A 23,172-nucleotide genomic window follows, 5' to 3' on the forward strand; every position below is an offset into this window, starting at 1 on the left:
TATGTTCTGCATGCATAAATTATGCATATTGGTTTGTGCATGTTCTTTAATTGCATTGCCGCTGGAAGCAGCAGATTCAGCAACGGACGACGTTTACACGGCTTGCTATGCAAAAGTTTATATTAACGGAATTAGAGACGCGAGTGGGCGATCATCCGCGAATAGCTCAGTAGATAATAATATTGCGAAAATGGGCGGAGCGTTTGGTATTGGTGCGGTCGCTGTTCGAACTTGCAACACAGTTATAGAAGACAAAGGGTTTAACAATCCCATTGAAAGAGAGCGCGCGCTTTTGCGGTTTGCAAAATTTTTAGAGAGCCAGAATGTTTGGATGAAAAAACAGTGCCTTAACGACAGAATTTGCCGAGAAAATTACGAAAAGTAAGAATCTTTTTAAATAAAAACAGACGCTAGTGAACCATATTGGGTCATCGCTGTACCTCTGCAAAATCAGGTTTTGCGGCAAAAAGCTTCCACTACCACGAAATCACCAACTCTGGATGCTCCGTCGCAATCGACGGCCTAAACGCGTCCTGTTCAAGGAATCGCGGTCGCCACGTATAGGTGAACTTCTCCCCCTCCAGCCACTCCTGCAATATACGCGCAGCCTCCGTTTCCGACAAGTCGAACGGCAACTCCTGCACCACGCGATACTGCCGATGCCCCTCAAACGCCACGGCATCAATAGCCGTGGCGATGGTGGCGGGATTGAACAGCGTCTTGGCGTAGTGGGCGCGGCGGTTCATGGCCATAAGGCGATTGCCGTCTGACCTTTTCACTGGAACGCGCTCCCCAGATAGATGTCGGTGATCTTGAGGCGGCCATGACCGAGTTCGGCGGAAATCTGTCGCCGTGCAGCGCGATCGGCCTCGCGTTCTTGTTGCGTCATGGTGGCCCAGTCCTTGCCGCAGTTGAGCGGGCAGGCTTGCCCAGTCAGAACCTTGTAGCGGTTCTGGGCATAGGCGTGCCGGAACCCGTGCGTATTGCGCAGGTTGACCTTGAGTGTCTGGTACTCGAACCGCTTGAGATGTTCGACATAGCTGAGTTCGGCAGGGATCAGGGAACCGCGACCGGGCACCAGTTTCATGACGTGCTGGAGGACGTGGCGTTGTTCCAGCGTCGTGATCGGCACCGTGCGCGCCCTACCGCCTTTGGTCCAGCTTGCTTGTAGCGTAATGTGGTCACCGCGTATCGCAGCCTGCGGCTGAAATTTCATCGCCTCCTCGCGGCGTAGGCCGAAGGCCGCTTGCAGCAGCAGAGAAGCTTGGATGTACGGGCATTCGATCGCCTTGAACTTGGCGGGATCGAGGGTTTGCGCGCGGTTACGAGTCACCTCGCCGCGTTCGGCCACGCCATAGTAGGCATTGTCGCGGTTGACCACGTTGGGCTTGTTGACCTTTTCGGCCCACCAGCGCAGCCAGGTCAGTCGGTTGCGGATGCTGGCGTCGGTGGTATCGGCATCGAGCCATTTTTCCACCAGCGCGTCGATATGTTTGGGTTTGAGCGAGCCTGCGGACGGCAGTTTATAGCCAAGATCGCTCAGATCGTTGGCCATTGCGGTGAGGCCGCGCTTGCGGTTGGTCTGCGTGCCGAACGAGCCATCTTTGTTACGTTGCGTTAGGCGTACGAGGTCCATAGTCAGGTTGTCCATCATGTTCTCTTCCGTTGAGCGGTGAGTGTTGATGGCTGATGGCCTGTCCTTGGATCAGGTCACCCCGCGAAGGTCATTCGCGGCGAGCGCCGGAATGCGTCAGTCAGTGGTCCTTTCGTGGTAAAAGCCGCCCGAGCCAGCCGAGAGGCTGGCCTGTGTGGTGTGCCCTGTTGGGCACCGGCACCCGTTCGTATGAGGAACAGGTGTCGGGAACGGATGCCGCTGCGGCGGCGCGCGAATATATGAAGCAGGCATGGTAGCCCTCCTTTGGCTGGGAAAACGGTCGGTGAGATGGATCAGCGTTAGGCATGATCTGGCGAGATAATGAACGCCGCCGGTTCGTAATTTCCAGCGTCCTGCGCTGAAAATGACCAGCGAGGCGGAGCGTTGGCACGCGCGTCATTGCGATGTCATGTGGCATCCTTTGCGTGCAAGCGGCTGCGGCTCTGGGTTTGGCAGCGGTCCGTCACTCCCTAATGAATAAGGGAGTGACGGACCGCCGTCGCCCGCACGGTCGGATGTGCGACATCCGACCTATCCCGCGTTCTCGCTCCGCGTGTCGTGATCATGCCGCAAGAAGGGTCAGCAGGACGATGGCACCCTGCCCTGTCTCCGCCAACCCGCAAGTCGTGTGCCGCCGCGAGCGGTCTCCCGAGCACAGACTGGCGGAACGCCGGATACGACAGGGCGGGCGGGGGCCATCTGCCGACCCTTCTCACGGCACGTCCCGCCCCTGCTCCGCTCACGCGGGAGCGCGGGCGACGGAGGCCCGATGCGGAGCCTTCGGCGTCATCTCGTCGGTGAAGTGGTTTCGATGTGGCGTGTGCGTGGGTGTCCGTCGTCACCGTCACGCCCGCGACCGGCAGAGGTCGTGGTTAGTCCCTGCGGACCGCGCCGCAAGGCATCCAGCCGTATCCCAAAGGGAGCCTCGGCCGGAGCCTCCTTGCGCCCCGTCCCTCTCCCGTGACTTGGGGCACCCCGACCGGTCGCGAAGGGCGTGACCGGAGTAACCAACGGGAGATCCCGACATGAACACACCCACCATTCCTACCCATCACGTCTTCGTGGTGGACGACGAAGGCACCAACGCCTTCTGGACCAAGATCGGAGCCGCGTGGCAGCATGCCGACGGCAAAGGGTTCAACATGACCCTCAACGCGATCCCGCTCGACGGCCGCGTCGTCGTCCGCAGCGTCAAGGCCGCTGAAGAACGTACCGGCAAGGGGCGCAAGTAATGCGCCCCGCCTACTCCGCCCGTAATGGCCATCTCGTCTTCGAGATGGCCGTTCCCGAAAATGCGGTCATCCATGGTGATTGCATTCCCGTCATGGCCGGACTGCCCGCCGAAAGCGTGGACTTCGTGTTGACCGATCCACCATACCTCTGCAACTACCGTGACCGGCAGGGCCGCACCATTGCCAACGATATCCATGGTGATTGGCTGGAGCCCGCTTTCCGCGAAATCTACCGCCTGATGAAGCCTGATACGCTGTGCATCAGCTTCTACGGCTGGACCGCGACCGAAACATTCCTGGCGGCGTGGGCCGCCGCCGGATTCCGGCGCGTCGGGCACATCGTGTTCTGCAAGGACTATGCATCCCGCAAGGGCTTGTTCGAAGCCCGTCACGAATGCGCCTACGTGCTGGCCAAAGGCCGCCCGCAACTCCCGGCTACGCCGCTGTCGGACGTCTCCGGTTGGGTCTATACCGGCAACAAGCTGCATCCAACCCAAAAACCGGTCGAGGTGCTGGAGCCGTTGATCCGCACGTACTGCCCGCAGGGCGGGCTGGTGCTGGACCCGTTCTGCGGGTCCGGCTCAACGCTGGTCGCTGCCCAAGCCTGCGCACGACGCTATCTCGGCATTGAACTTGATCGGAATCATGTAAAGGCCGCGCGCATGCGTCTATTTAATTGACGACATAGTTTTTTTTGCACGTCGAACCTGCCAAGGTCCGGTGTCCCCATACACTCAAAATAGACGCAGAGACCGGCACACAACAAGAAATAGAGTCTTTCGTTTTACGGCTGATCGCCAAAGGGATACGTCATGCTCTATATCGCTGAAATTGCTTCATCTTCAAAAGACTACGATGGTTTGTTTGGCCTTGTCGGGATCGCATTAGTCATGCTTACCGCAGTCGGGGCCAGCTTTTTTGCATGGTTCCAGCTTCAAAGGGCGGGGCGTCAACGCATTGCAGAGGCACGGCTGGGATGGCCGATAAGTACCGCCCGCTTGCGGTAAAACTGGACCGTATATTGGTTGAACTTACTCGCCTGATGCATCCCGGAAAACTGCCTCGCTCCATCCGGCGACGTCGCCTTCAGGCCGAAGCGCGGACGGTCGCCGTTGAAATGCTCCTCATGGTCAACCCTGATGGTGATACGGCGAGCTCTTTCGCTGAATATGATATGGAAGCGGACTTGAGCTCACGTCTCGCGCGGGTTGGCGTTGCAGTCGATATGGGCTATGTCCGCCAGCAACGAAAAGTTTTGAAGCATAACTGGAATGCCGCGAAACAGGAATTCTCGCGTAAAACCTATCTTTGAAATTCACAACCATCACAGTACACGCTGGATTTCCTCAGCGAGAGGCTGGAGATTGCCGCTGAAACTGCCAATCATGGCGTTCAGAAAATGTTCTGGTCGCAAAAGATCCTCATTCAAGTTGAATCCCGCATGGCGCGTGAGGAGTGTCAAAAATACAAGCTGAATACGCCCATTACCTTCCCTGAAGGTATGAATCGCGTTCAATTCAGCAAGGAACCATGCCGCTTCCTTTGCAAATTCCGCAGCATCATTCGCTTCAGCCAGAGAGTTTCGGTCCGCAAGTTTAGCAAATAGCTTGGTCGCCTCCGGCACGATGTATTCGGGATAACAGAACCAGTTCTCGCCCTTGCCCGTACGGATGGCCCTGGGCTCGCCGGCCCATTCATAAACATCCTGAAAGAAATGACGGTGAAGCGAACAATAGTGTGCGAAATCGAGGTTTCCGCCGGGAAGCTCTTCTTCCGCGCGGGAATCGAACATCAGTTGCTCGAATTCATCAAGTTCAGCTTGGTCTTCGATATCCGCTTTGTTACGCAACACGTGGGTGCCGGGATAGCACAGTGGATCATCAACGGCATTATATCGCATCGCCGTCAGGCCTTTTTAAAGGCTTTCGCGATTTCCTTGCGGTACGCATCACCCTTCAACCCGCTGGAGACCGCGCGTTGAGATAACGCGCTCGCAGCAAGGCTCTTTTTCATGCCTTCGACTTCGGCAAACTTCGTCGCCTTTTTGACGCCAATAGGCTGCGTCAACATCTGCCCTGAGGACCCGCTGCGGATTATCTTTATATCTTTTGCCATACGTTACCTTATCACTGCTGACGGACCTCACCTACACCCTTATAGCACGTCGCCCAAACGTTCGTCACGAGCGCAATCAGGATGCGACCAAAGTATAACAAATAACCCGTGTATTTTCATAAAATCCAATTGAAAGTAGAAATCGCGATTTCTAAATTAGCGGCACCCAATCACGGGTAGCACGAGGAGGTGCGAATGGCGAGTAAGCATTGGTCGGGGCAAATTTGCCCTGAAACGGGTAACTACGGTCAGTATCGCGATACGGACAACAGCTATGCCGGAGCATCCTATGACAAGAGGGTGGACAAGGGTGAGCGTTTTCCACCTTCGCTAAACAATCATCACTTCGAGAAAAAGTAAGTCTAGAAAAGGCCGCAGGCTACTGCGGCCTTTTCCACCCTATGGAGCATTTCAACAGGGTTATGGCGAGAATACGAGCAACGTATTTGCACTATTTTCGAGATTTGTTGCCCATAAACTCTCGCAGCCTTATAATGCGAATATAAAATTGGAGAATATTTTGGCAGATAGAAAGGTTATTTTCGTAGCGTTCGCCATAGAGGATGAGCGATGCCGCGACTTCTTGAAAGGGCAATCTCTTTCTACAAGATCACCGTTTGAATACATAGATATGTCGGTGAAAGAGGCTTATGAAAGCGATTGGAAGGAGAAGGTCAGGACACGCATCCGTCGTTCTCACGGCCTGATTGTGCTAGTGAGTAAAAACTCCCTTCAGTCGTCCGGACAAAAATGGGAAATCCAGTGCGCCAAAGAAGAAGAAAAACCCATTCTGGCTATATGGGCGTACAGCGATGACCGAACTGCGCTGACCACGGTCAATACAGTGACATGGACGTGGGACAACATCAAAAATTTCATCGACAGGCTGTGAGGTTTTTATGCGTAAGGCACTTGTTGTTGGAATTGATGCTTACGATCACATTTCTGGATTGCACGGATGCGTTAACGATGCCCATGCCATCAAGGCTATGCTTGACCGAAACGCCGATGGGTCGGTGAATTTCGGCGTCAAACTGTTGACCAGCGCCAGTGACCAGGTCAACCGTTCGACGCTTCGGGACGCCTTCCGAGAGCTTTTTGAGGGGGATGATCAAGTCGCCCTTCTCTACTTCGCTGGCCACGGCTACATCGAGTCAACCGGTGGCTATTTATGCGCTACTGACACGAAGACCGGCGACGACGGTATCGCACTGTCGGATATTATGACGTTCGCCAATAAATCCAAAGTCCGAAACAAGATCATCATCTTGGACAGTTGCCACGGCGGGGGTATCGCTCAGGATCCTGGGCAGACAGCCCTATCCGAACTGTCCGACGGAATGACCATCCTAACTGCGTCAACCGCGGACCAGTATGCTTCGGAAGAGAACGGCTCAGGCGTTTTCACGAGCCTCCTGGTTGATGCCTTGGGCGGTGCGGCGGCTAATCTGGTCGGGGAAGTCACTCCCGGCGGCGTGTATGCGCATGTGGACCAATCGCTGGGTCCTTGGGCGCAACGACCTGTTTTCAAAACCAACGTGAAAACGTTTGTCTCGCTGCGATCGGTGAAACCTCCGCTGGAATTGAGTGATTTGCGCCAGATCAGCGAGTTCTTTCCGACAGCAGGATATGAATTCCCCCTTAGCCCCGACTATGAACCTGAAAGCGAGACACCAGACTCCGAGAAAACTGCTGTCTTCGCAATCCTGCAAAAGTTTAACCGCGTCAATCTCCTCGTTCCGGTTGGAGCACCGCACATGTATCACGCTGCAATGGAAAGTCGCTCCGTACGATTGACCGCGCTTGGTGAACACTATCGTCAACTCGTACATCGGGGCCTCATTTGATTAAAGTTTTTCTATCCCACCAGTCGGCCGACTCCTCTTTGGCCCTCCAGATATCTCAACGCCTGAAAATCCACCACGGCATCGATAGCTATCTGGATATTATCGACCCCAGCGTTCGTAGAGGCGAAGATTTAGCAAAGCACATTCAAACCGAGTTGGGGAAATGTACCCAGCTACTTGCGGTCGTTTCGGAGCGAACTCAATTGTCGTGGTGGGTGCCGTGGGAAATCGGCGTGGCAACCGAGAAAGACTATCCCCTTGCTACATATTCCGGTGGAAACACCTCGCCACCGGAATATCTCAAAAAATGGCCTTACTTGCGCAGCCTCACTGACGTCGATCACTACGCTCATGCATCAAAGACCGGTGTACGCTCTTTTGGGGAAAAGCGCGCGACGCTCAACGAAAGCACGGCACGGATGGCATCCAACCAAGACTTTTACTCAACCCTTCGCAAGAGCCTGGGCCAGTAAATGAAGATCGGAGTCAGCGGCCACCAGAAACGCGCCGGCATCGACTGGGGTTGGGTCCGAACCTCCATTCGACACATTCTCATCGAAAAGAACGCGTCAACCGCGTTCTCATCGTTAGCGGTTGGCTCCGATCAAGTTTTCGCAACAGAAGCAATTGCGCTCGATGTTCCGTTAGTGGCTGTTCTTCCCTTTTCCGACTACGAGCGGTGCTTTTCAGCATCCGACTTGCAAGACTACAGGGAACTGCTCGCAAAGGCTTCCCATCGCACTCACATTAATAAACAAGGCGATGATGAGACCCTATTCTTTGAGGCCGGAAAGAAGATTTGCGAGCTCAGTGAATTGATGGTTTTTATTTGGGATGGAAAACCTTCTGTCGGGAAAGGGGGGACTGCCGACATTGTCGATGTGGCTGACAATCTCGATAAAGATATTATATGGTTGAATCCTATCCTTCGCGAACGCCGTGACAGCTTTCCCTCTTAAGGTCACCACAAAATTCTCTATACTGATCGTTGCTGATACGATCATGCGGAAAGCCGCTGTCTTGCAGATCGCCAAGGCTTGATCCATACCCGTACAAATTTGACTTGCACAGAAAGGAACGGGACTGATGTCAACGACCGATAGAAACCGTCCCAATCCTATTGATATCCATGTCGGGAGTCGCATCAGGTTACGCCGGACCCTCATCGGGATGAGCCAGGAGCGACTCGGTAAGAATCTCGGCATCACCTTCCAGCAAATCCAAAAATACGAACGTGGCACCAATCGTGTTGGTGCCAGTCGTCTCCAGAACATTGCCGCTATTTTGGATGTGCACGTTTCGTTTTTCTTTGAAGGTGCGCCAGACAACGATACCAGCCGCACTTCATCACCCAACGACTTTCAAACCTTTTTGTCGTCTCCTGAAGGATTTCAGCTTAACCGTGAATTCGTAAAAATTGCCGATCCGAAAGTACGCCAGCGCATCATCCAAATGGTGAAGGCCGCAGCTACCGATGGTGATGAGCGCCAACATGACTCCTAAACAGCCCGGTGTATGGTGCTCTCACTCACACCAAAAGCTCGCGCAATACGTCCAAACGTCTCGCCATTAGCCCGCCGCTCTGCAATAATTTTGCGCTCCAGTGGCCCCAGCTTGCACGGCCTGCCGAACTTCACGCCGCGTTGCCGTGCCGCCTCCCTGCCCTGCGTGGTATTTTCCAGTATCCGCCGCCGCTGCCAGCGGGCGGCCCATCCTACCAAAAACGCGATTAAATCCGCCATTTCAGACGTGGTGTCGATAAATGGCTCATCCAGCAGCCGCAGCCCCGCGCCCGCGTCCTTCACCGTTTTGAGGATGGTGACGAGATCAAGCGGATCACGCGCCACCCTGTCGGTTGCGGTCGCCAGCATCACGTCACCCGGCTGAAGGCTGGCGAGCAACCGCGCCAGTTCCGGCCTGTTGTCCCGGTTCTTTCCGCTCCGCTTTTCATGGAAAATCTCGGTGCACCCCGCCTTCGTCAGTCGGTCGATCTGGTAAGCAAGGTCTTGGGCTTCAGTGCTGACACGAGCGTAGCCAATAAAACGCAAGGGCGGATGAATCTGGGTCATAGTGAGGTCTCCGGATTAAATCCCTTGAAGACCATGGACATTCAAAAGGTTGCTTAAGGGATGCTTGATATTTACTACCCGTCAAAAGTCACGACTTTTGCAAGTAGGCGTTATTCACAATTTGTGGCGCAATTTAAACTTAATCAATACTGAATATATTTCGATTTTCGTTGTCACTCCACGCAGTTAATACTGGGGCATTTAAGGGGCGAGCCTCCGTCTAAAATCGTGATTTTTGATACACAGATTCGGTAGTGCCCAATCTGGTAGGGCATAGGGGATCCTCGTATGAAACCAGTTTTTCCAGTGCTTGCTCCCGCCATCATTGGCGGCAACCTCCTGCGCGTTATCACCAGCTCCGCCCCCTACACGCATGAGGTCTACCCATCCTCATCACGCGCGGCTTGGGGCTGATCGTCGGGTGCCTTGTGGTACTCGCCATCACCGTTCTTCGCAAATCCCGCAAATCTGTCTGACCCACCCTCTCTTGGAGACTGCTATGCCGATTCTGTTTCGCCGCCCTGCTGTGGCGGCCGCCGCAATGGCGATCGTTTCCCTGACCTCTGCCACCGCCGCTGAATTGCCCGAAGGCTTTGACGCCTTCATGGATGATCTGGATTTTGCGGCGGCAAATTGCACCCTGCGTACCACGCCAGGCATGTATCGCTTCCAATTCAATGAGGAAGCGTTGTGGAACGTCACTCGCCGCCTTCACCAGTTGAGAACGCAGGCCAACGGCGGCTTTCCTCCGCTGATACGGATACCCAATCCGGTTGAAAAGGGAAGCATTTCGGAACGCTGCAACTCCGTGCGGGACACCCTCGGACGCTACGCCGAGAACGTTTTGGGTGTGCCGGGACTTATCCGCTGACCTTGCCCCCCCGTTACCTCTCCAACATTTAAAGAAGATCTTCGATGAGAACCAACCTCTACACCATTGGGCTTGCCCTTATGGCGAGCGCCACCCTTGCCCACGCTGCCGATGAACGACCGATGCGGGCGGATGTGGAATCCGCTGCGGGCCTACGCAACATCTACTCGCTGGATTGCTCGCAAACGCGGGACGGCAAGCCGGGCTACCTGTGCTGGTATCGTGACGACAACACCAACGCGCTCGGCGCGTTCGTGCGTGTTGAAAAGGGTTGGTTCGGCTGGAAGAAGATCGGCACGGACTAATCGACCGTTTCAAACCACGTTTTTTGAGGGGACCTCGTAATGAAGTTTTATTTTGCAATGGCGCTGGCCACGCTCGCACTGACTGGCTGCTCCGAGAAGGGCAGTGAACTCGCCGGATCATGGAAAGCCAAGCCCCCTGCCACCAACACGGAAATAAGCGTGACTTTCGAATCCGGGGGCAAGCTGACGTTCACAGGAGCGAACCGTCCGCCTTTGGTGGGAAAGTGGCGGATTATGCCTGATGCGCCGCCAGAAGGGTTTAAAGGCATTGTGGAATTTGGACCGGCTGACGGGGATACCCAGCATGGAACAGCGTGGAGTTGCGGCTACAAGGTTTCCGGCGACGTGCTGACCTTTAAGGATTGCGATTTCGCAGACGTCAGCTTCAAGAAAGTGTGACGCACGGCCCCTCTATATCTAGGGGAATTATGGGAGATCCCCTCGCGCTGTTCGGGTTCATCGGCATGGTCGTGACCCTATAAGGCAGTACACCGCACGCGGGTAAATCTCTCTGAACTGCAAGCCGCTGTCGAGCTGCACAAGTCCGGCGACCTGTCGGCCGCGAAACTGGCAGAGGTCAAAACCAAGGACATACATCACGCGTCCCCTGAAACACGATGCGTGATGGAGAGTGCCGGGGCGAAATTACGCGCTCCGGCGCTCTCGTTTTTAGCGTTTCGCAAAGCAGCGGTGATATTTGAGCACGCAGACGCTGGCACAGTATTGACGCTCAAGCTGTAAGGGTGTTTCTAGCGGCATAACTTTATTGCGGGGGCAATATGACACTTTTAGACGATCATGACGGTGCAGTTGCGCCGATCGTTCACGCATATCTCGTGCAACGATTTCCAGCGGCAGGTCCGATCACCGACGAAACGCCTCTGCTTGAAGGCGGCATCATCGACTCGCTTGGCTTCCTTGAACTGATGACCTTCCTGAGCGAGCGGTTCGACATCGCGCTGGATGATACGCACTTCGAACCGGACAACATTAGCACCCCGGCGGCGCTGGTGCGTTTTGTCGAAGCCCATGCTGCTGATGTGAGGTAACGGACACCCGGTGTGCCGCCACACGACCGGATGTCCGGATCGCCCGACCATGCAGGAAACGGGTGATCTAAGCCCCTTTTAACAAGCATGACCGCCGCCCACAATGAGTGGTGTGATTGTCGGGGGCCTCGACTACATTCAGGTTGCTTAATGCACCGTGCTGACTTCACATTCCACGTAGCGTCCGAGAGAACGCAAATAGGTTGCGATCTCCCGTCGCAAATGGTCACGCTCACCGTAGGCCGTGCAGATTTCGTGAACCTCAGCCGACACGCGGTCGATATCTTCAGGCGGAAGGTCAATTTCCGCGAACACATAAAGCTCGTGTCCCACGGCACATATCGGGCACCCTGTTGCAATAACGGCATCCACGAATTCCGCCACCTGATCTTCGGTCATGGCTGTTTCCTTCTTCCAACAAGCAGAAGAATATAAATTTGACACAGACAGGTAACCGTCAAATTTGACAGTGTCAGTACGCCACCTCAACCGCATCTTTTTATCGGTATCGAGAGAACCGCGACTATCTCAAACGGCGCTAATGGTAAGAGTCTGGTTGTCTGCGTCCAAGAACGCCTCTGTCCCCACAGGTATGGCAACCGGATTTCGACCATGCCCGATCGGCAAGCCGCCCAGTATCGGTACACCTAGAGGAGCTAATCGATCTCGTAGTACATCAACAACAGTCACCCCTTTTGACGGCGTGAAACCTGTAAATTGGCCGACAGCAATACCTTTAATGCCGTTCAGGCACCCTGACTTAACGAGACGCGTGAGATTACGGTCTATATGGCCGAGGCCTTTTTCAACGTCCTCAATCAGCACAATCGCTCCATCCAAGGAGGGTAGCGTCCAGCCAGCAGCGGTCGCAATCATGTCGAGGTTGCCGCCAAGCAAGGTTCCTCTGCATTGTTCGGTTGTCGTCAAGGCGGATGTCAGCTCACTCTCGTTCGAATGAAGCACAACCGGCTCGCTGCCGAAAAGTACGTTTTGAAAAGACTGGGAGGATGCCGGATTGGCTGGATCGGGGAGCCAGGCCGCGCCATGCACCCCCGGAATTGCGCATTGTTGCCATATGGCGAGATGGAGAATCGTAATCTCGCTAAATCCAATCAGGAGCTTCGGATCGTCTCGCAGACTGGCGAAATCCAGTTGATCAGCAATCCGATATGCGCCCTTTCCACCCCGCGTTGCTATGATGGCGCGAATTTCAGGATTACGAATAGCCTCGTTGATATCGGCAAGACGATCTTCATCCCGCCCCGCCAGATAACCGTATTTGTCGAGGGCATTGCGACCCACGACGACCTGCAATCCCAAGCTCTCAAGGAAGCCTTTGCACGCTTCCACACTGGTTTTCTCCGGCGTGCTTGCAGGCGATACGAGGCAAACCGTGTCGCCCGCCTTGAGCTTTTGCAACGTCTGTTTTACGCGTGCGGTATCATCCATGGCGAGTCAATCGAGCTTGGTGGACAGGCATATCGTAAATCAAAAGACCCAGTTGTTCGAGCGGAAGCTGTGCAACGACTTGCCCGGCCGGATTAAGAACAGCCGTTGGTCCCCAGCCAACGCAATCATCTCGTTCCCCTGTTACGTCAGAAGACATGAGCCAGAGGCCGCTTTCCCTGCATCGTTCCCCTCTGGCAGAGTTATGGACATCTTTGTACTCCATGGCTCTTGATCTCGGCAGCATATTGTTGGCAGGGCACACAATGAGCGAACCGCCAAGGTCCGCAATTTTTTGGGCTGCGGTAGGGTAGCGGGTGTCACAACAGATGTTCACACCAAATCGGAAACAGTTGACTGACACAACGGTCGCCTCCGTTCCCGCTTCAAAGAAGCTCTCTTTTCGGAGAAGGTGTGCTTTGCGGTATCGGCCAATGACCGACCTGTTTTGAACAACGATTGCGGAGTTATACAGTGCCCCGGCGTGACGCTCGATCATGCCCATGACGATAATCGTGTCTGATTGAGGAAATTGATTCAAAACGGCTGCGAAATCTGCGGATGACAGATCGAGCGCCACAGTACGTGCCATCTCTTCATCCAATAAATATCCTTGCAAATAGCATTCGGGGAAGCACAGGAGCTGTACGCCGGCTTGCACAGCTTGGGCCAAAACGTCCGCAGCATAAGACATGGCAGCTTCGATATTACCCAGGAATTCCGGGGACTGTACTGCGGCAATACGGACGGTTCTTTCCATCCGCGAAAGGTCGTGTCTCGCCACGTTTTTGTCAATTGAAAGCAGGTGCATTGCACAACTCCCGCCGTTTATGGACAGCAAGGGTAAATCCTGCGGCTTGGAGAAGATGGTGATCAACGTCGGTGGTAGTAAGAATCCCACGCCAGCCGGATATCCGCGAACGACCATTCACGGCGGCGGCCATAGGCAGGGCTGGGGCGAGTGTAGCAGCCGGCAAGGCCTGTTTGCCGCTGGAATGTCATGAACCATGCGGACGACTTCGGCTTGCCGCGTGGCGTCAGTTCGATCTGACGAATAATCCCGCTGTGCGCCCAGCAATTGTCGGGGTTCGGGATCGATGACGGATCGTGGAGGAAGGTTCGCAGTCGCTGCAAGGTGACATCGTCCGGCGACTGATGAATCTCCTTGCGCAGGTCCGCGACGGCGAGGGCTGCGCCCTGACGTGCGGCTTCTCTCAGCATATCGTCCAGTTGTGTGGCGGTCAGCACCAGCGCCTGCATCGGTTCCATGGGCACACTCCTTTCCTTTGCTCGCACAGTGGTGCCGATTGTCAGCGCAGTCGAGTACAGCGCGCGTGAAAATGACCCTAGATGCCGGCCAGTTCACCCAGCCGTTGGGTGACCGGCCGCAGCGGATCGACCAGCCCGAGATCGTAGATCATGGTGGTCTCAAGGTTGCCTTTATGATCGACGTAGTGGGACACCGCTTCGCGGGACACTCCCTGCCCTGTCAGCATCAGCGAGATCGCGATGCGCTTGAGATCGTAGAGCTGGAAATGGTCCGGCACACCCGGCAGCGTTTTGAACCGCGCCAGTCCCTTGCGGAAGTTGTCGCGGGGTTGCGACGGATCGGTATGGGAAGGAAACACGAGGCGGCTGTCGGGCCAGCGATCCCGCTGGGCTTGTACCATGGCCGCCACCTTGCTGTGGATCGGTACGGTACGGTAGGCGTACTCGTAGAGCGAACGCGACAGCTTGATGCCCTTGGTGTTGTGCTTGTTCCAGACCAGCGTCTCCAGATTAAAATGGCTGAACTCGGCGTGGGCAAGATCGCTGGGCCGCGCCATCGTCAGAAACAGAATGCCCATGTAGTTGCACAGTTCGGCCAATTGATCGTTGGCGGTCAACGTGTGAGCCTTCGCCAGCGCGGCGTTGCGTTTGGCGAAGCCGTCCAGATTCTCGATCTCCGGTACCGCCTCGAAAACCGGATAGAAGATATGCGCGGCAATCTGGCTGATTTGCTCCATGGAATAATCGCGACGACGACGGATGATCTTTTTCTTGCGGATCGGATCGCAAGGATTGCGCATATCCACCAACTGCATGCGGATCGCCCAGTTGAATAAGGCTAGAACGCAAGCAAGCCCACCATTATAGCTGTGTGCAGTCAGGAATTGACGCTGATACCGTTCAATATCCAAAGGCCGGATGGAGGAAAGAGGACGATCACTGAACATCTTTCCGAAATCCGAATAAGGCGCGGTCTTATTACGACCACGGTGTGTCGGAGCCTTTGGTTTTTTCTGTAGCCATCGCGCTAAGAACCGAACGTAAGGATATTGGGACGCAGGCGATAGGCTCGCAACATGGCTTTCCCAATACCGGTCAATGGCCTCGCGAACAGTCATAAGGTGTATCCGACGCGGATCATTTTCATCTAGGTCAGGGTTTTCGCCTGCATCAACTTGGCGTTGACGATTACCGACAGCCAATCGTGCAGACTTGACGTTCAAAACGACGGTTGAACCGAGCGCTTTGCGATACCGCTTATGATTAAACACGTACGCGTGAACGAACGTCTTGTTTCCAAGGGCAGTTACCCGTAAACCTAAACCCGTCACGGATCCGTTATGGATGGAGCCATCCTCTGCAACGGGGTAATCCCAGTAAATTTCCTGATCTTTTCCGGGAGGGCACCGCGCTTCGAAAACAAAGGAATCGGTAAGATAAATTTTTGGCATTTCATGTAACTTCCATGTAGCGGGTTTATAGCAAATGTTACATGAGAAGTGAAGTAATGATGAAATAATAAATAAAAAAATGATTAAATTACATTAGCTTATGACAATTACGATATTACGGAATTATTGATAGACCACTTTGTAAACCGAAGGTCGGGAGTTCAATCCTCTCTGCCGGCACCATATTTTTCAATATATTATACCACGCTCTCGCTTCCCCACGTATTCCATGTAACTTTCATGTAACGGTAAGCTTTCCCTCCCGCGTCAAATATAATACCCAAAATATTTTGTAGGCATGAATATCTCGGATGCAAAGCTGAGTAAAAATTATGTAGACTGAGAGTTGTATGAGCGACCGTCTGACGTAACAAATCTTATGCAAGGGGCCTATGGAAAAGACTAAAGATCAGACCAAAAATTGTAAGCAATGCTGCTTACCCATTCCAGAAAAAGCGAAGATATGCACCCATTGCCAATCGCATCAAGATTGGCGCGGTTTCTTTTCAATCTCGAATACCGTGCTCGCTCTTCTGACCGCATTGGTGTCTGTCTTGGCCATCGCGATACCGAGCCTTTATAGTCTATTGCACACGCCAAAATCTGACATGGCCGATCCGATGATAACGCTTGATGGAACAACAGTGCGCGTTCTGATCAACAATCGTGGAGATGCTTCAGGAGTTTTTGTTCGGGCAGATGTGCGCAGCGATTATCTTGCAGGGGCAACGAAAGTCCGCCTTCGTGATGATCAGCAGGCTGTTATTACACCCGGCGCGAACCTTTTGATGTTTGATATCATTCCCCTGCTTACCCAAGATGAATCTTACCAAAATTCGGTCGACATGATTGAGTTGATCATTCAGAAAAAAGATGCGCCTAACACCGATATCGTCTTTCAGTTCGGTGATTCAGATGGTGCCTTGATGGTCACGCGACTCTCGCTGGATGCTGATAAACTGTTCGAATTGATGCGCGCTAACTCCGATCGATGCTCAGCGATAAAAGTGCCAGATTTCTACAACGGATGCATTGGCGCAGGTGCAGCGCCGGATAGCGCTGCTCTATTGGAGATGATGAACGGGAAACCGGACGAGAAGAATAATCAGAATAAACAAGTCCCGGATCAGCAAACCACGCCGCATCAGCCATAGTCCCAACATCAATACAATAAAATAGAGGTAGAAATATTGGAATATTTAGGCTTCGCTTCCGCCTTTCTTACCGTTGTGGCCGCACTTTTTGGCTTAATTCCCCCTATACTTTCAAAAGGCCAAAACGGAACAAAATCGGATGAATCCGTATCTAGTTTTGTCCGCGCACTAACGCCAATCTTTGTTATATGCGGCCTTTTAATAACCTATTTTATATTCATATACGGGATGACTGCGCTGCCGCGTTTTATGTCCAGCAGACCGTCAAAAGAGGTAGTGGAGATTAGAAACCTTCACGACGCTGATTGGAATCTAGTCCACAGCGCCGAACTTATTTCATACTCCTCCAGTCGCAATGCCGCACTCGTGCAAATTGTTGACCACGGCCTAAACCAAGCCAACTACCCCTTGGCGTTGTTGGCGGCATCCAAAATCACCTTCAGCGCTCAACGCGATACCGAACTCGCTAAAATTCAAAAGGCAATGATGAAGAGTGCGGAGCTGAATGCCCAAAAGGCCACCCCTTAGATGGACAACCATTGCAAGCATCCATAGATACCGACTTTCGGCGGAAACTTGCAATCGAACTCGGCTAGAAGCCACATCTCTAATTTATCGCAAGCCAAGTAATTCGCCTCGCACTTCGAGCTGCTTCTCTTTTTGATGGGAGCCGAGGTGCTTCGCCCCTTCTCTCCCCCAAACAGGTCTTCCGCCCAGCTTCCTCCACTGCGTTCCGTGCAGCCGGTTCCCCGCGAATCCCTGTTGTCCCCTTCCAGCCCCACCGCTCACGCGGCCCCGGGAAGCAGGACGGGGTCCTATTTCCCTGTCCATTTCAATCAAGACAAGGGACAAAACCATGACAACCACCAAGACCATTCGTATCCGTGAACTGAATGACGTATTCCGAACCACGTGGCTCACAGGCACGGTGCTTTTTACCTCCGGCATCCAGAATCTGCCGAACATCACCCAATCCCGCATCGTGGAGGCCGTCCGAGGCTTCGACGCCTTCACGCCGGACAATGATCCCCACGGAGAGCATGATTTCGGCTCCGTGACGGTTGAGGGCTATAAGGTATTCTGGAAAATCGACTACTACGACATGACCCTGCAATACGGTTCGGAAGACCCGGCCAATCCCACTGTCACCAAGCGGGTACTTACCATTATGCTGGCCAGCGAATATTAGGCCACCACGCAACGCGCGTAAAGGAAGGCGTTAAATTGACGCCTTCCGCCATACCAACCTGTCCCATCCCGCCGTGGACACGGTGGGATGGGAGGGGACGAGAGGCACCCTGAACCCTGCCCCTCGCGCTCCCTCCCCACCCCTGCACGCGGCGCTGGAGCGCCCACCGTTCGAATAGAAGCCTCTAGATTCCTGTCAGCACCACGGCTTTCGTCGTCCCGTCCACGTCCGCGCCAGCCCTTCCGACACAAGAATGTCTCCAAGCGACCGGCCATCCCGGATGAGTACCCTGAGCTTACGCCCGTACTTGTCTTCGTCACGCCCCGGCCACAACTGCATTTCGAAGGGACCGGCATTGACCAGTTCCATAAGCCGTCTCGTCGCCCGATCCCCCAGCGCCTTTTCGGACGCGCAACGCGGTGTGCCGATTTCCGGCGCGTCAATATCGACGATGCGGATTTTGACGCCATTGCTCCAGAACGTGTCGCCATCCACGACACAGTCAACGCGGACTTTTCCCGCGCAATATGTGTAGGTGACGGTCGGTGTCGTCCGCGACAAGGAGGTGTGCTCGGCCTTTAACTGGTCTCCCCGAAAAACAGACGCGCCACGCTCTTTCGGCGCGGAAGCAAGATCGACATCCTTTATAAAATAAGACGCACTTGCGCCGACGATAAAGCTCACCAGCATGCCGAGCACAACCAATCTGGCAAACGAGCCCGTTGAAGCCGGCTGCGTCTTACGTCGAGATTCCAACCGAACTACCTTGGACATGAAAGCTCTCCCCCCGTGCCATACCGCATACAGGCTTGCCATGTAGGTTCAGCTAACCGAACCGCTGCAATTTTAGGGAATGCAGATTGTGTAGTTCACGCACTACGCGGCCTACCCTTCATACGGAACGCACGGGCGGTTGCAGTCGGTCCCGCCTGTCCTTCGGACCATGCCGTTAAGGCTCCTGCGGCTGGACCAACATCCGCCTTAGCGTGACGAGAATGCCCGAAATCCCGCGCAATCGGGGCGCTTCTCTAATCGGCGGGTCCGGTCAAGCTCTTTCGCGCTTTGCATGGCGAAACGAGTTCCAGCAAAGTCCTGTGTCGGCCTATTGTAGTCATCGGACCAAGTGAGAAGTGTCCGCAAAACGGATCATTGCCCTGCTGCGGAAGAAGTCGTCTTGCCGGAGGTGGGTGATGCTTCCGCTGGGTGCGGCATAGGAGATAAATCCACAAGCATCTATGGGCACCTTCATCCAGGCCGCGATCACCAAACTCAACGTGAAGCCGTGAGTGACGACAACTTGAGTTTCGCATTCTCGACCGAGTATTGCGTCGATATAGGGATAAACCCGTATCGCCACATCACGACGTGACTCCGCTCCTTCGATATTACCTCGATGATCGAGTCTATTGGTATCGGGTGCGGGTATGTAACGCGCGTCAAGCCATTCCTGCGACTTGCCTTCAGCCACACCGTAACTGATCTCGCGCAGCGACTTTGTCTGTATCACAGGTAGCCCAAAGCGCTTTCCAATGTATTTCGCTGTCTGGGAGGCCCGTTTTAGATCAGATGAAAATATCTCGATCTCATTATGACCAATAGACGTGCAAAGAGTTTCGGCCACCGCGCGCGCATCCTCCTGCCCCTGTTCTGTAAGCCCGATGTCGTACCAGCCTCCAACCTTTCCCTCTGTGTGGTGGATAGACTGAGTATGCGTTACAACAAACAAATTCCTCATCTAAAGCCCTCAGAAACCATCGATTTCGCGTGTAGTCTAAATTGTCGGAGATAACAGCATTTCTCCTATTAGCGCTTTGCAGCCGAACGTGTCCGGCCGGCACTTGTGTCCTCTGTAGTCTCACCTGAGCCTTTCTGGCACCCCAAGTTAACCTTCTCTGAAATGGCCACGCATGGCCATGGCATGTGAGCGGCCGGGAGGGTGAGCGTAGCGCTCCCAACTCGGAGCGATCCGGCCCAGTCCGAGACATGCCAAGAAGTACCGTTTTCTAAGGCACAACGTGCCTTTTGTGGGGGCCGAGTGGCATTGCCCCTTCTCTCCCCCAAACAGGTTTTCCGCCCAGCTTCCTTCATTCCGCTGCGCTGCATTGCGTGCAGCCGGTTCCCCGCGAATCCCTGTTGTCCCCTTCCAACCCCACCGCTCACGCGGCCCCGGGAAGCAGGACGGGGTCCTATTTCCCTGTCCTATCAAAGAAACCAAGACAAAGGACAAAGACCATGAACATGACCGTTCAGCCGCAAGACACCACCACCATCCTCACCGTGCCGGAACCCACCGTCAGCATTCAGTATGAAGTTCAGGGCATCAGCCTCAACCGACTGGTGCCAAGTCCGGCCAATGTCCGGCGCGTCAATTCCACCGCAGGGGTATCGGAACTGGCCGACAGCATCGAAGCGCATGGGCTTATCCATAACCTGACCGTGCGCAAGGCCAAGAAGGGTAAATACGAGGTCGTGGCAGGTTCGCGCCGTCTTGCCGCGTTGCGCCTGCTGGCGAAGGAAGGCCGTTTGGCGGAAAATGCCGACATTCCTTGCAACGTCCGCGACGCCGAGAACGATACCGAGCTTTCGCTGGCTGAAAACGTACAGCGTGAGGCGATGCACATCGTTGATGAAATCCTCTCCTACCGTCAGCTTGCTGAAAACGGCATGGCACCGGAGACCATTGCGGCGCGGTTCGGTCAGTCTGTTATTACCGTACGCCAGCGGTTGAAGCTGGCAAACCTCTCCCCGAAAGTGTTGGACGTGATGCGCGAAGATGGGATGACCGTCGAGCAGGCGCGTGCGCTGGCCATCAGCGACAGCCACGAGGAACAGGAGCGGGCATGGTTCGATAGTCCCTCCTACAACCATGAGCCACGCACTCTCCGCGCGATGTTGACCAGCGAGCATGTGCGCAGCACTGACCGATTAGCCCGTTTCGTGGGGTTGGATGCCTACGAAGCCGCAGGCGGAACCATTCTGCGTGACCTGTTCAACACCGACAGCGGCACGTTCCTGACCGACCAGCCTTTGCTTATCCAACTAGCGATGAGCACCTTGGAACAGGCTGCGGTTCCACTCAAGGCTGAGGGATGGAAGTGGGTAGAAACCTCGCTTGATACTTCCAACCTGTATGGGACCGGTTACGGGCGGATTTATCCGCAGACCCGCAACTTGACGGAGGACGAGCAGGCCGAACTTTCCGCACTGGGAGAAAGCTTCGATGAGGTGCAGGCACAGATTGAAGCCTATGCCGAAGGCGACGCCGCCATTGAGGCCGATGAGTCACGGCTGGCCGATATCGAGCAGCGCATCACGGCCATTCAGAATGCCACCAAGGCTTATGATCCGGTGTACATGGCGCTTGCCGGATGCGTGGTCTACGTGGACCAGTATGGCGTGATGCAGCTTGGCCGAGGCTATGTGAAGCCCGAGGACAAGGCGGCATTGGACCAGCTTCACCGTGGGGAGCCGGACGAACGCGAGGACGCAGACCAAAACGATGAAGCCCCGTTAACGCCGGCACCGGAAGCGGGGTATTCTGCTGCACTGGTAGAGGAACTGACCGCCATCCGGACCGCTGCCATGCGGGTGGAACTCGCCAACCGGCCCGCGATTGCCCTTGCCGTATTGCTGTATCCGCTGGTGGGCCGCATTTTCCATACCGGCTACATGCACTTTGAAGCGGCGGTAGAGGTAAGCGGCCAGCGCCGAGAGCTTGCGCCCTCCATCAAGGAACCAGAAGAAGTCCGCGCCCTTGGGGCATGGCTGGCGATAAAGGAGGCATGGGGCGACACCCTCCCCGGCCAACCTGCCGACCTCTGGACATGGTTACTTGACCAGTCCACCGACAAGCTGCTGGAGCTTCTGGCCTTCGTGACCGCCGCCAACCTGAACGCGGTGAACGCCAAACATGATCACAGCAAACAGCGTCTGGCGAATGCGGACCAGATTGCCGAGGCGGTGGGTCTCGACATGAGCAATCACTGGACGGCGGATGCAACGTTCCTCAGCCGCTTGAGCAAGGCGGGAATTGCCGAAGTGCTGGACGAAGCCGGATGCGCCCCGCAGCTTGTTCGGGTGATTGAAAAGGCTCCGAAAGCCGAGGCGGTGGAGGAAGCCGAAAAGCAGCTTGCGGGCAAGGGATGGTTGCCCCCTGTACTGCGTGGTTGGACCCGCGCCGAGTAACCCACTACCGACAATCAACCAAGAAAGCCCGGGCCATGTGTGCGGGCTTTTGCATTGAATAGCGGCGGCGGGCAACGTCATCAGCACCGCGTATAAGTCCTCATTCTGATTATCCCAGCCCGCGAATACCGATCACGTTTACGTGAAGTAAGCCTCGCAGTACCGTGCTCCCTCGCACACTCACACGCACATTTTTACGCACACTCAAAACATAATTTAAAATAACAAATTAAAAACAGTAAGTTACAATTATACTATACTGACTTTTAATCAGTAGGTCCAGGGTTCGAATCCCTGCGCTCTCACCAACGGAAACAAGCACTTATCGTTGAAATCAGCCTAAAGCCGGTAGAACTGTCCCCGCATATATCTCGCCATTGCTCAGGCAAGTGAGAGGTGGTGGCGACAGGCGTTATCCGACAGGCCGCGTCGGGCGTTGTCGGCATCAATCCCAAGGCCCCCACAGTCCCGCAATCGCAGAAACTGGACCCGTCCGCTCGTTTCTGGCGCAACCCGTCGAAATTATATCGCTATGCCCAGCGATCTGCCGGTATTCCTGAGATGATCGCGCGCCTCGGGATAATCGGCATCGGCAAGGTGCTCCAGCATGATGGGGATGCCGGTTCCGTCGAGCAGGCTGAGATAGGTCCGGTAATCCAGATTGCCGCGGCCGGGAATCACCTCGCTCAAATGCAGCGACAGCTTGTCGCCCAGAACGATGTCCTTGCCGTGAGAGCTGATGATATGGGGACCGACGAGTTCGAAACAGCGTTTGATGAGGCTGGCATTGTCGTAATAAAGGCGAGGCGAGACGATCAGATTGACCGGATCGAGATGGGCGGCGAAGGCCGGCCGGTCGATGGCTTTGATGAGCGCCAGCAGGATTTCCGGACTGTCCGGCAGCTCCCATTGCATCATTTCGAGGCAGAATTTAGCGCGTTTCGGTTTGACGTCATCGATGATCTCGCGGGCGCATTCGACGAACTCGTCGAAACCCTTTTGCGTGAGATTGTCGGGATGCGGCTCGTAATTGCCACCCGGCTGCATGGAGCCGATATAGGTGATCGCGCAGCGCGCCCCCACCTCGTCGGCGACGGCCAGCCGCTCCTTGACATAGGTTCTGTTGGCCTTGCGCACCTCCGGCTCCGGCGGCACCACGTTGCGCCAGGCCGCGACCTCGGCGATTTCGACATCGTTTGCCGCGAAAGCATCGCGGATCGCCGCGATGCGATCCCCGTCGCCAATGTCCACCGCCGGGCAATAGGCCGCGCTATAGCCGAAATCGACATGCGCGCGTGCGATTTCCATGGGGTCTTCCGATGTGACCGGAACCCCG

32 protein-coding genes are annotated in these 23,172 nt (G+C 54.9%); 19 read left to right on the forward strand and 13 right to left on the reverse strand.

Annotation, left to right across the window (positions count from 1 at the left end):
• Nucleotide 1 precedes the first annotated feature (1 nt).
• Nucleotides 2-385, forward strand: coding sequence for a hypothetical protein (locus ACIQUH_RS15735; RefSeq protein ID WP_400816674.1), 384 nt, complete (start codon nucleotides 2-4; stop codon nucleotides 383-385).
• 91 nt (nucleotides 386-476) lie between these two features.
• On the opposite strand, the gene ACIQUH_RS15740 is transcribed toward ACIQUH_RS15735, so the two are convergent.
• Together ACIQUH_RS15740 and ACIQUH_RS15745 are read right to left on the reverse strand one after the other, a co-directional pair.
• Nucleotides 477-752, reverse strand: coding sequence for a hypothetical protein (locus ACIQUH_RS15740; RefSeq protein ID WP_400816676.1), 276 nt, complete (start codon nucleotides 750-752; stop codon nucleotides 477-479).
• 23 nt (nucleotides 753-775) lie between these two features.
• Complete coding sequence (locus ACIQUH_RS15745) at nucleotides 776-1,651, reverse strand: phage integrase N-terminal domain-containing protein (protein ID WP_400816941.1); 876 nt, start codon at nucleotides 1,649-1,651, stop codon at nucleotides 776-778.
• 1,028 nt (nucleotides 1,652-2,679) lie between these two features.
• On the opposite strand from ACIQUH_RS15745, the gene ACIQUH_RS15750 reads away from it, so the two are divergent.
• The 4 genes from ACIQUH_RS15750 to ACIQUH_RS15765 all read left to right on the forward strand — a co-directional run bounded on the left by ACIQUH_RS15750 (nucleotide 2,680) and on the right by ACIQUH_RS15765 (nucleotide 4,198).
• Nucleotides 2,680-2,886 carry a hypothetical protein gene (locus ACIQUH_RS15750; protein WP_400816678.1) on the forward strand — a complete coding sequence of 69 codons (207 nt, stop codon included), beginning with the start codon at nucleotides 2,680-2,682 and terminating at the stop codon, nucleotides 2,884-2,886.
• Complete coding sequence (locus ACIQUH_RS15755; protein WP_400816680.1) at nucleotides 2,886-3,566, forward strand: DNA methyltransferase; 681 nt, start codon at nucleotides 2,886-2,888, stop codon at nucleotides 3,564-3,566. The genes ACIQUH_RS15750 and ACIQUH_RS15755 overlap by 1 nt, the downstream gene beginning before the upstream one ends.
• Nucleotides 3,567-3,698: 132 nt before the next feature.
• Entirely contained in the window at nucleotides 3,699-3,893 is a 195-nt protein-coding gene (locus tag ACIQUH_RS15760; protein ID WP_400816682.1) for a hypothetical protein, read from the forward strand.
• A complete protein-coding gene (locus tag ACIQUH_RS15765; protein ID WP_400816684.1) occupies nucleotides 3,863-4,198 on the forward strand; it encodes a hypothetical protein in 336 nt (111 codons plus the stop codon). Before ACIQUH_RS15760 ends, ACIQUH_RS15765 begins: the two co-directional genes overlap by 31 nt.
• A 12-nt stretch (nucleotides 4,199-4,210) precedes the next feature.
• Here the strand turns inward: ACIQUH_RS15765 and ACIQUH_RS15770 are convergent, their stop codons facing one another.
• Together ACIQUH_RS15770 and ACIQUH_RS15775 are read right to left on the reverse strand one after the other, a co-directional pair.
• Entirely contained in the window at nucleotides 4,211-4,786 is a 576-nt protein-coding gene (locus ACIQUH_RS15770; RefSeq protein ID WP_400816686.1) for a Fic/DOC family protein, read from the reverse strand.
• Nucleotides 4,787-4,791: 5 nt separating this feature from the next.
• Nucleotides 4,792-5,001 (reverse strand): hypothetical protein, encoded by a 210-nt coding sequence (locus ACIQUH_RS15775; RefSeq protein WP_400816688.1) that lies wholly within the window; start codon nucleotides 4,999-5,001, stop codon nucleotides 4,792-4,794.
• 195 nt (nucleotides 5,002-5,196) lie between these two features.
• Between ACIQUH_RS15775 and ACIQUH_RS15780 the strand changes: the two genes are divergently transcribed.
• The 6 genes from ACIQUH_RS15780 to ACIQUH_RS15805 all read left to right on the forward strand — a co-directional run bounded on the left by ACIQUH_RS15780 (nucleotide 5,197) and on the right by ACIQUH_RS15805 (nucleotide 8,351).
• Complete coding sequence (locus ACIQUH_RS15780; RefSeq protein WP_400816690.1) at nucleotides 5,197-5,361, forward strand: hypothetical protein; 165 nt, start codon at nucleotides 5,197-5,199, stop codon at nucleotides 5,359-5,361.
• Between the two features lie 160 nt (nucleotides 5,362-5,521).
• Nucleotides 5,522-5,893, forward strand: coding sequence for a TIR domain-containing protein (locus tag ACIQUH_RS15785; RefSeq protein WP_400816692.1), 372 nt, complete (start codon nucleotides 5,522-5,524; stop codon nucleotides 5,891-5,893).
• Between the two features lie 7 nt (nucleotides 5,894-5,900).
• The gene (locus ACIQUH_RS15790; RefSeq protein WP_400816694.1) at nucleotides 5,901-6,848 is read left to right on the forward strand and encodes a caspase domain-containing protein; all 948 of its coding nucleotides are present in this window, start codon (nucleotides 5,901-5,903) and stop codon (nucleotides 6,846-6,848) included.
• A complete protein-coding gene (locus ACIQUH_RS15795) occupies nucleotides 6,845-7,321 on the forward strand; it encodes a toll/interleukin-1 receptor domain-containing protein (RefSeq protein ID WP_400816696.1) in 477 nt (158 codons plus the stop codon). The genes ACIQUH_RS15790 and ACIQUH_RS15795 overlap by 4 nt, the downstream gene beginning before the upstream one ends.
• Nucleotides 7,322-7,807, forward strand: coding sequence for a hypothetical protein (locus tag ACIQUH_RS15800; protein WP_400816698.1), 486 nt, complete (start codon nucleotides 7,322-7,324; stop codon nucleotides 7,805-7,807). It begins immediately after the preceding gene.
• A gap of 127 nt (nucleotides 7,808-7,934) precedes the next feature.
• Nucleotides 7,935-8,351 (forward strand): helix-turn-helix domain-containing protein, encoded by a 417-nt coding sequence (locus tag ACIQUH_RS15805; RefSeq protein WP_400816700.1) that lies wholly within the window; start codon nucleotides 7,935-7,937, stop codon nucleotides 8,349-8,351.
• On the opposite strand, the gene ACIQUH_RS15810 is transcribed toward ACIQUH_RS15805, so the two are convergent.
• Nucleotides 8,348-8,917: a recombinase family protein gene (locus ACIQUH_RS15810; RefSeq protein WP_400816702.1), complete on the reverse strand. Its 570-nt coding sequence runs from the start codon at nucleotides 8,915-8,917 to the stop codon at nucleotides 8,348-8,350. The two genes, ACIQUH_RS15805 and ACIQUH_RS15810, sit on opposite strands and share 4 nt — an antisense overlap.
• 499 nt (nucleotides 8,918-9,416) lie before the next feature.
• Here ACIQUH_RS15810 and ACIQUH_RS15815 point away from each other — a divergent pair, with 499 nt between their 5' ends.
• The 4 genes from ACIQUH_RS15815 to ACIQUH_RS15830 all read left to right on the forward strand — a co-directional run bounded on the left by ACIQUH_RS15815 (nucleotide 9,417) and on the right by ACIQUH_RS15830 (nucleotide 11,142).
• The gene (locus tag ACIQUH_RS15815) at nucleotides 9,417-9,788 is read left to right on the forward strand and encodes a hypothetical protein (protein WP_400816704.1); all 372 of its coding nucleotides are present in this window, start codon (nucleotides 9,417-9,419) and stop codon (nucleotides 9,786-9,788) included.
• Nucleotides 9,789-9,832: 44 nt separating this feature from the next.
• Nucleotides 9,833-10,093: a hypothetical protein gene (locus ACIQUH_RS15820; protein ID WP_400816706.1), complete on the forward strand. Its 261-nt coding sequence runs from the start codon at nucleotides 9,833-9,835 to the stop codon at nucleotides 10,091-10,093.
• Between the two features lie 39 nt (nucleotides 10,094-10,132).
• Entirely contained in the window at nucleotides 10,133-10,492 is a 360-nt protein-coding gene (locus tag ACIQUH_RS15825; RefSeq protein WP_400816708.1) for a hypothetical protein, read from the forward strand.
• A gap of 380 nt (nucleotides 10,493-10,872) precedes the next feature.
• The gene (locus tag ACIQUH_RS15830) at nucleotides 10,873-11,142 is read left to right on the forward strand and encodes an acyl carrier protein (protein ID WP_400816710.1); all 270 of its coding nucleotides are present in this window, start codon (nucleotides 10,873-10,875) and stop codon (nucleotides 11,140-11,142) included.
• Nucleotides 11,143-11,289: 147 nt separating this feature from the next.
• On the opposite strand, the gene ACIQUH_RS15835 is transcribed toward ACIQUH_RS15830, so the two are convergent.
• The 5 genes from ACIQUH_RS15835 to ACIQUH_RS15855 form a co-directional block, all read right to left on the reverse strand.
• Nucleotides 11,290-11,541, reverse strand: a complete 252-nt coding sequence (locus ACIQUH_RS15835) for a hypothetical protein (RefSeq protein ID WP_400816712.1) — start codon at nucleotides 11,539-11,541, stop codon at nucleotides 11,290-11,292.
• 129 nt (nucleotides 11,542-11,670) lie between these two features.
• Nucleotides 11,671-12,591 carry an LD-carboxypeptidase gene (locus tag ACIQUH_RS15840; RefSeq protein ID WP_400816714.1) on the reverse strand — a complete coding sequence of 307 codons (921 nt, stop codon included), beginning with the start codon at nucleotides 12,589-12,591 and terminating at the stop codon, nucleotides 11,671-11,673.
• Complete coding sequence (locus tag ACIQUH_RS15845) at nucleotides 12,584-13,399, reverse strand: carbon-nitrogen hydrolase family protein (protein WP_400816716.1); 816 nt, start codon at nucleotides 13,397-13,399, stop codon at nucleotides 12,584-12,586. The genes ACIQUH_RS15840 and ACIQUH_RS15845 overlap by 8 nt, the downstream gene beginning before the upstream one ends.
• A 62-nt stretch (nucleotides 13,400-13,461) precedes the next feature.
• On the reverse strand, nucleotides 13,462-13,857 hold the full coding sequence (locus ACIQUH_RS15850; RefSeq protein ID WP_400816718.1) for a hypothetical protein: 396 nt from the start codon (nucleotides 13,855-13,857) through the stop codon (nucleotides 13,462-13,464).
• A 77-nt stretch (nucleotides 13,858-13,934) separates the two neighbouring features.
• The gene (locus ACIQUH_RS15855) at nucleotides 13,935-15,308 is read right to left on the reverse strand and encodes an integrase (RefSeq protein ID WP_400816720.1); all 1,374 of its coding nucleotides are present in this window, start codon (nucleotides 15,306-15,308) and stop codon (nucleotides 13,935-13,937) included.
• Between the two features lie 392 nt (nucleotides 15,309-15,700).
• Between ACIQUH_RS15855 and ACIQUH_RS15860 the strand changes: the two genes are divergently transcribed.
• From ACIQUH_RS15860 to ACIQUH_RS15870, 3 genes are all read left to right on the forward strand, one after another.
• Nucleotides 15,701-16,462 (forward strand): hypothetical protein, encoded by a 762-nt coding sequence (locus ACIQUH_RS15860; protein ID WP_400816722.1) that lies wholly within the window; start codon nucleotides 15,701-15,703, stop codon nucleotides 16,460-16,462.
• 36 nt (nucleotides 16,463-16,498) lie between these two features.
• Nucleotides 16,499-16,990 (forward strand): hypothetical protein, encoded by a 492-nt coding sequence (locus ACIQUH_RS15865; protein WP_400816724.1) that lies wholly within the window; start codon nucleotides 16,499-16,501, stop codon nucleotides 16,988-16,990.
• A 328-nt stretch (nucleotides 16,991-17,318) separates the two neighbouring features.
• Nucleotides 17,319-17,651 (forward strand): DUF3768 domain-containing protein, encoded by a 333-nt coding sequence (locus tag ACIQUH_RS15870; protein ID WP_400816726.1) that lies wholly within the window; start codon nucleotides 17,319-17,321, stop codon nucleotides 17,649-17,651.
• A 195-nt stretch (nucleotides 17,652-17,846) separates the two neighbouring features.
• Here the strand turns inward: ACIQUH_RS15870 and ACIQUH_RS15875 are convergent, their stop codons facing one another.
• Nucleotides 17,847-18,425, reverse strand: coding sequence for a thermonuclease family protein (locus ACIQUH_RS15875; protein ID WP_400816728.1), 579 nt, complete (start codon nucleotides 18,423-18,425; stop codon nucleotides 17,847-17,849).
• A 337-nt stretch (nucleotides 18,426-18,762) separates the two neighbouring features.
• A complete protein-coding gene (locus tag ACIQUH_RS15880) occupies nucleotides 18,763-19,386 on the reverse strand; it encodes a histidine phosphatase family protein (protein WP_400816730.1) in 624 nt (207 codons plus the stop codon).
• Nucleotides 19,387-19,883: 497 nt separating this feature from the next.
• On the opposite strand from ACIQUH_RS15880, the gene ACIQUH_RS15885 reads away from it, so the two are divergent.
• Nucleotides 19,884-21,836 carry a ParB/RepB/Spo0J family partition protein gene (locus ACIQUH_RS15885; RefSeq protein ID WP_400816732.1) on the forward strand — a complete coding sequence of 651 codons (1,953 nt, stop codon included), beginning with the start codon at nucleotides 19,884-19,886 and terminating at the stop codon, nucleotides 21,834-21,836.
• Nucleotides 21,837-22,358: 522 nt separating this feature from the next.
• On the opposite strand, the gene ACIQUH_RS15890 is transcribed toward ACIQUH_RS15885, so the two are convergent.
• Nucleotides 22,359-23,144 carry a sugar phosphate isomerase/epimerase family protein gene (locus ACIQUH_RS15890; protein ID WP_400816734.1) on the reverse strand — a complete coding sequence of 262 codons (786 nt, stop codon included), beginning with the start codon at nucleotides 23,142-23,144 and terminating at the stop codon, nucleotides 22,359-22,361.
• Nucleotides 23,145-23,172: the final 28 nt, after the last annotated feature.

Origin of the sequence: Agrobacterium sp. NPDC090283, from assembly GCF_044769685.1 — a bacterium.
In the GTDB taxonomy this organism is placed as follows: Bacteria; Pseudomonadota; Alphaproteobacteria; order Rhizobiales; family Rhizobiaceae; genus Agrobacterium.

Coding starts and splice junctions, on each gene's coding strand:
- ACIQUH_RS15750 (WP_400816678.1), top strand. CDS start 2,680: ATGAACACACCCACCATTCCTACCCATCACGTCTTCGTGGTGGACGAC.
- ACIQUH_RS15855 (WP_400816720.1), bottom strand. CDS start 15,308: ATGCCAAAAATTTATCTTACCGATTCCTTTGTTTTCGAAGCGCGGTGC.
- ACIQUH_RS15805 (WP_400816700.1), top strand. CDS start 7,935: ATGTCAACGACCGATAGAAACCGTCCCAATCCTATTGATATCCATGTC.
- ACIQUH_RS15835 (WP_400816712.1), bottom strand. CDS start 11,541: ATGACCGAAGATCAGGTGGCGGAATTCGTGGATGCCGTTATTGCAACA.
- ACIQUH_RS15885 (WP_400816732.1), top strand. CDS start 19,884: ATGAACATGACCGTTCAGCCGCAAGACACCACCACCATCCTCACCGTG.
- ACIQUH_RS15890 (WP_400816734.1), bottom strand. CDS start 23,144: ATGGAAATCGCACGCGCGCATGTCGATTTCGGCTATAGCGCGGCCTAT.
- ACIQUH_RS15820 (WP_400816706.1), top strand. CDS start 9,833: ATGAGAACCAACCTCTACACCATTGGGCTTGCCCTTATGGCGAGCGCC.
- ACIQUH_RS15770 (WP_400816686.1), bottom strand. CDS start 4,786: ATGCGATATAATGCCGTTGATGATCCACTGTGCTATCCCGGCACCCAC.
- ACIQUH_RS15810 (WP_400816702.1), bottom strand. CDS start 8,917: ATGACCCAGATTCATCCGCCCTTGCGTTTTATTGGCTACGCTCGTGTC.
- ACIQUH_RS15815 (WP_400816704.1), top strand. CDS start 9,417: ATGCCGATTCTGTTTCGCCGCCCTGCTGTGGCGGCCGCCGCAATGGCG.
- ACIQUH_RS15875 (WP_400816728.1), bottom strand. CDS start 18,425: ATGTCCAAGGTAGTTCGGTTGGAATCTCGACGTAAGACGCAGCCGGCT.
- ACIQUH_RS15745 (WP_400816941.1), bottom strand. CDS start 1,651: ATGGACAACCTGACTATGGACCTCGTACGCCTAACGCAACGTAACAAA.
- ACIQUH_RS15845 (WP_400816716.1), bottom strand. CDS start 13,399: ATGCACCTGCTTTCAATTGACAAAAACGTGGCGAGACACGACCTTTCG.
- ACIQUH_RS15755 (WP_400816680.1), top strand. CDS start 2,886: ATGCGCCCCGCCTACTCCGCCCGTAATGGCCATCTCGTCTTCGAGATG.
- ACIQUH_RS15800 (WP_400816698.1), top strand. CDS start 7,322: ATGAAGATCGGAGTCAGCGGCCACCAGAAACGCGCCGGCATCGACTGG.
- ACIQUH_RS15765 (WP_400816684.1), top strand. CDS start 3,863: ATGGCCGATAAGTACCGCCCGCTTGCGGTAAAACTGGACCGTATATTG.
- ACIQUH_RS15790 (WP_400816694.1), top strand. CDS start 5,901: ATGCGTAAGGCACTTGTTGTTGGAATTGATGCTTACGATCACATTTCT.
- ACIQUH_RS15860 (WP_400816722.1), top strand. CDS start 15,701: ATGGAAAAGACTAAAGATCAGACCAAAAATTGTAAGCAATGCTGCTTA.
- ACIQUH_RS15735 (WP_400816674.1), top strand. CDS start 2: ATGTTCTGCATGCATAAATTATGCATATTGGTTTGTGCATGTTCTTTA.
- ACIQUH_RS15870 (WP_400816726.1), top strand. CDS start 17,319: ATGACAACCACCAAGACCATTCGTATCCGTGAACTGAATGACGTATTC.
- ACIQUH_RS15840 (WP_400816714.1), bottom strand. CDS start 12,591: ATGGATGATACCGCACGCGTAAAACAGACGTTGCAAAAGCTCAAGGCG.
- ACIQUH_RS15775 (WP_400816688.1), bottom strand. CDS start 5,001: ATGGCAAAAGATATAAAGATAATCCGCAGCGGGTCCTCAGGGCAGATG.
- ACIQUH_RS15850 (WP_400816718.1), bottom strand. CDS start 13,857: ATGGAACCGATGCAGGCGCTGGTGCTGACCGCCACACAACTGGACGAT.
- ACIQUH_RS15830 (WP_400816710.1), top strand. CDS start 10,873: ATGACACTTTTAGACGATCATGACGGTGCAGTTGCGCCGATCGTTCAC.
- ACIQUH_RS15760 (WP_400816682.1), top strand. CDS start 3,699: ATGCTCTATATCGCTGAAATTGCTTCATCTTCAAAAGACTACGATGGT.
- ACIQUH_RS15880 (WP_400816730.1), bottom strand. CDS start 19,386: ATGAGGAATTTGTTTGTTGTAACGCATACTCAGTCTATCCACCACACA.
- ACIQUH_RS15780 (WP_400816690.1), top strand. CDS start 5,197: ATGGCGAGTAAGCATTGGTCGGGGCAAATTTGCCCTGAAACGGGTAAC.
- ACIQUH_RS15825 (WP_400816708.1), top strand. CDS start 10,133: ATGAAGTTTTATTTTGCAATGGCGCTGGCCACGCTCGCACTGACTGGC.
- ACIQUH_RS15740 (WP_400816676.1), bottom strand. CDS start 752: ATGGCCATGAACCGCCGCGCCCACTACGCCAAGACGCTGTTCAATCCC.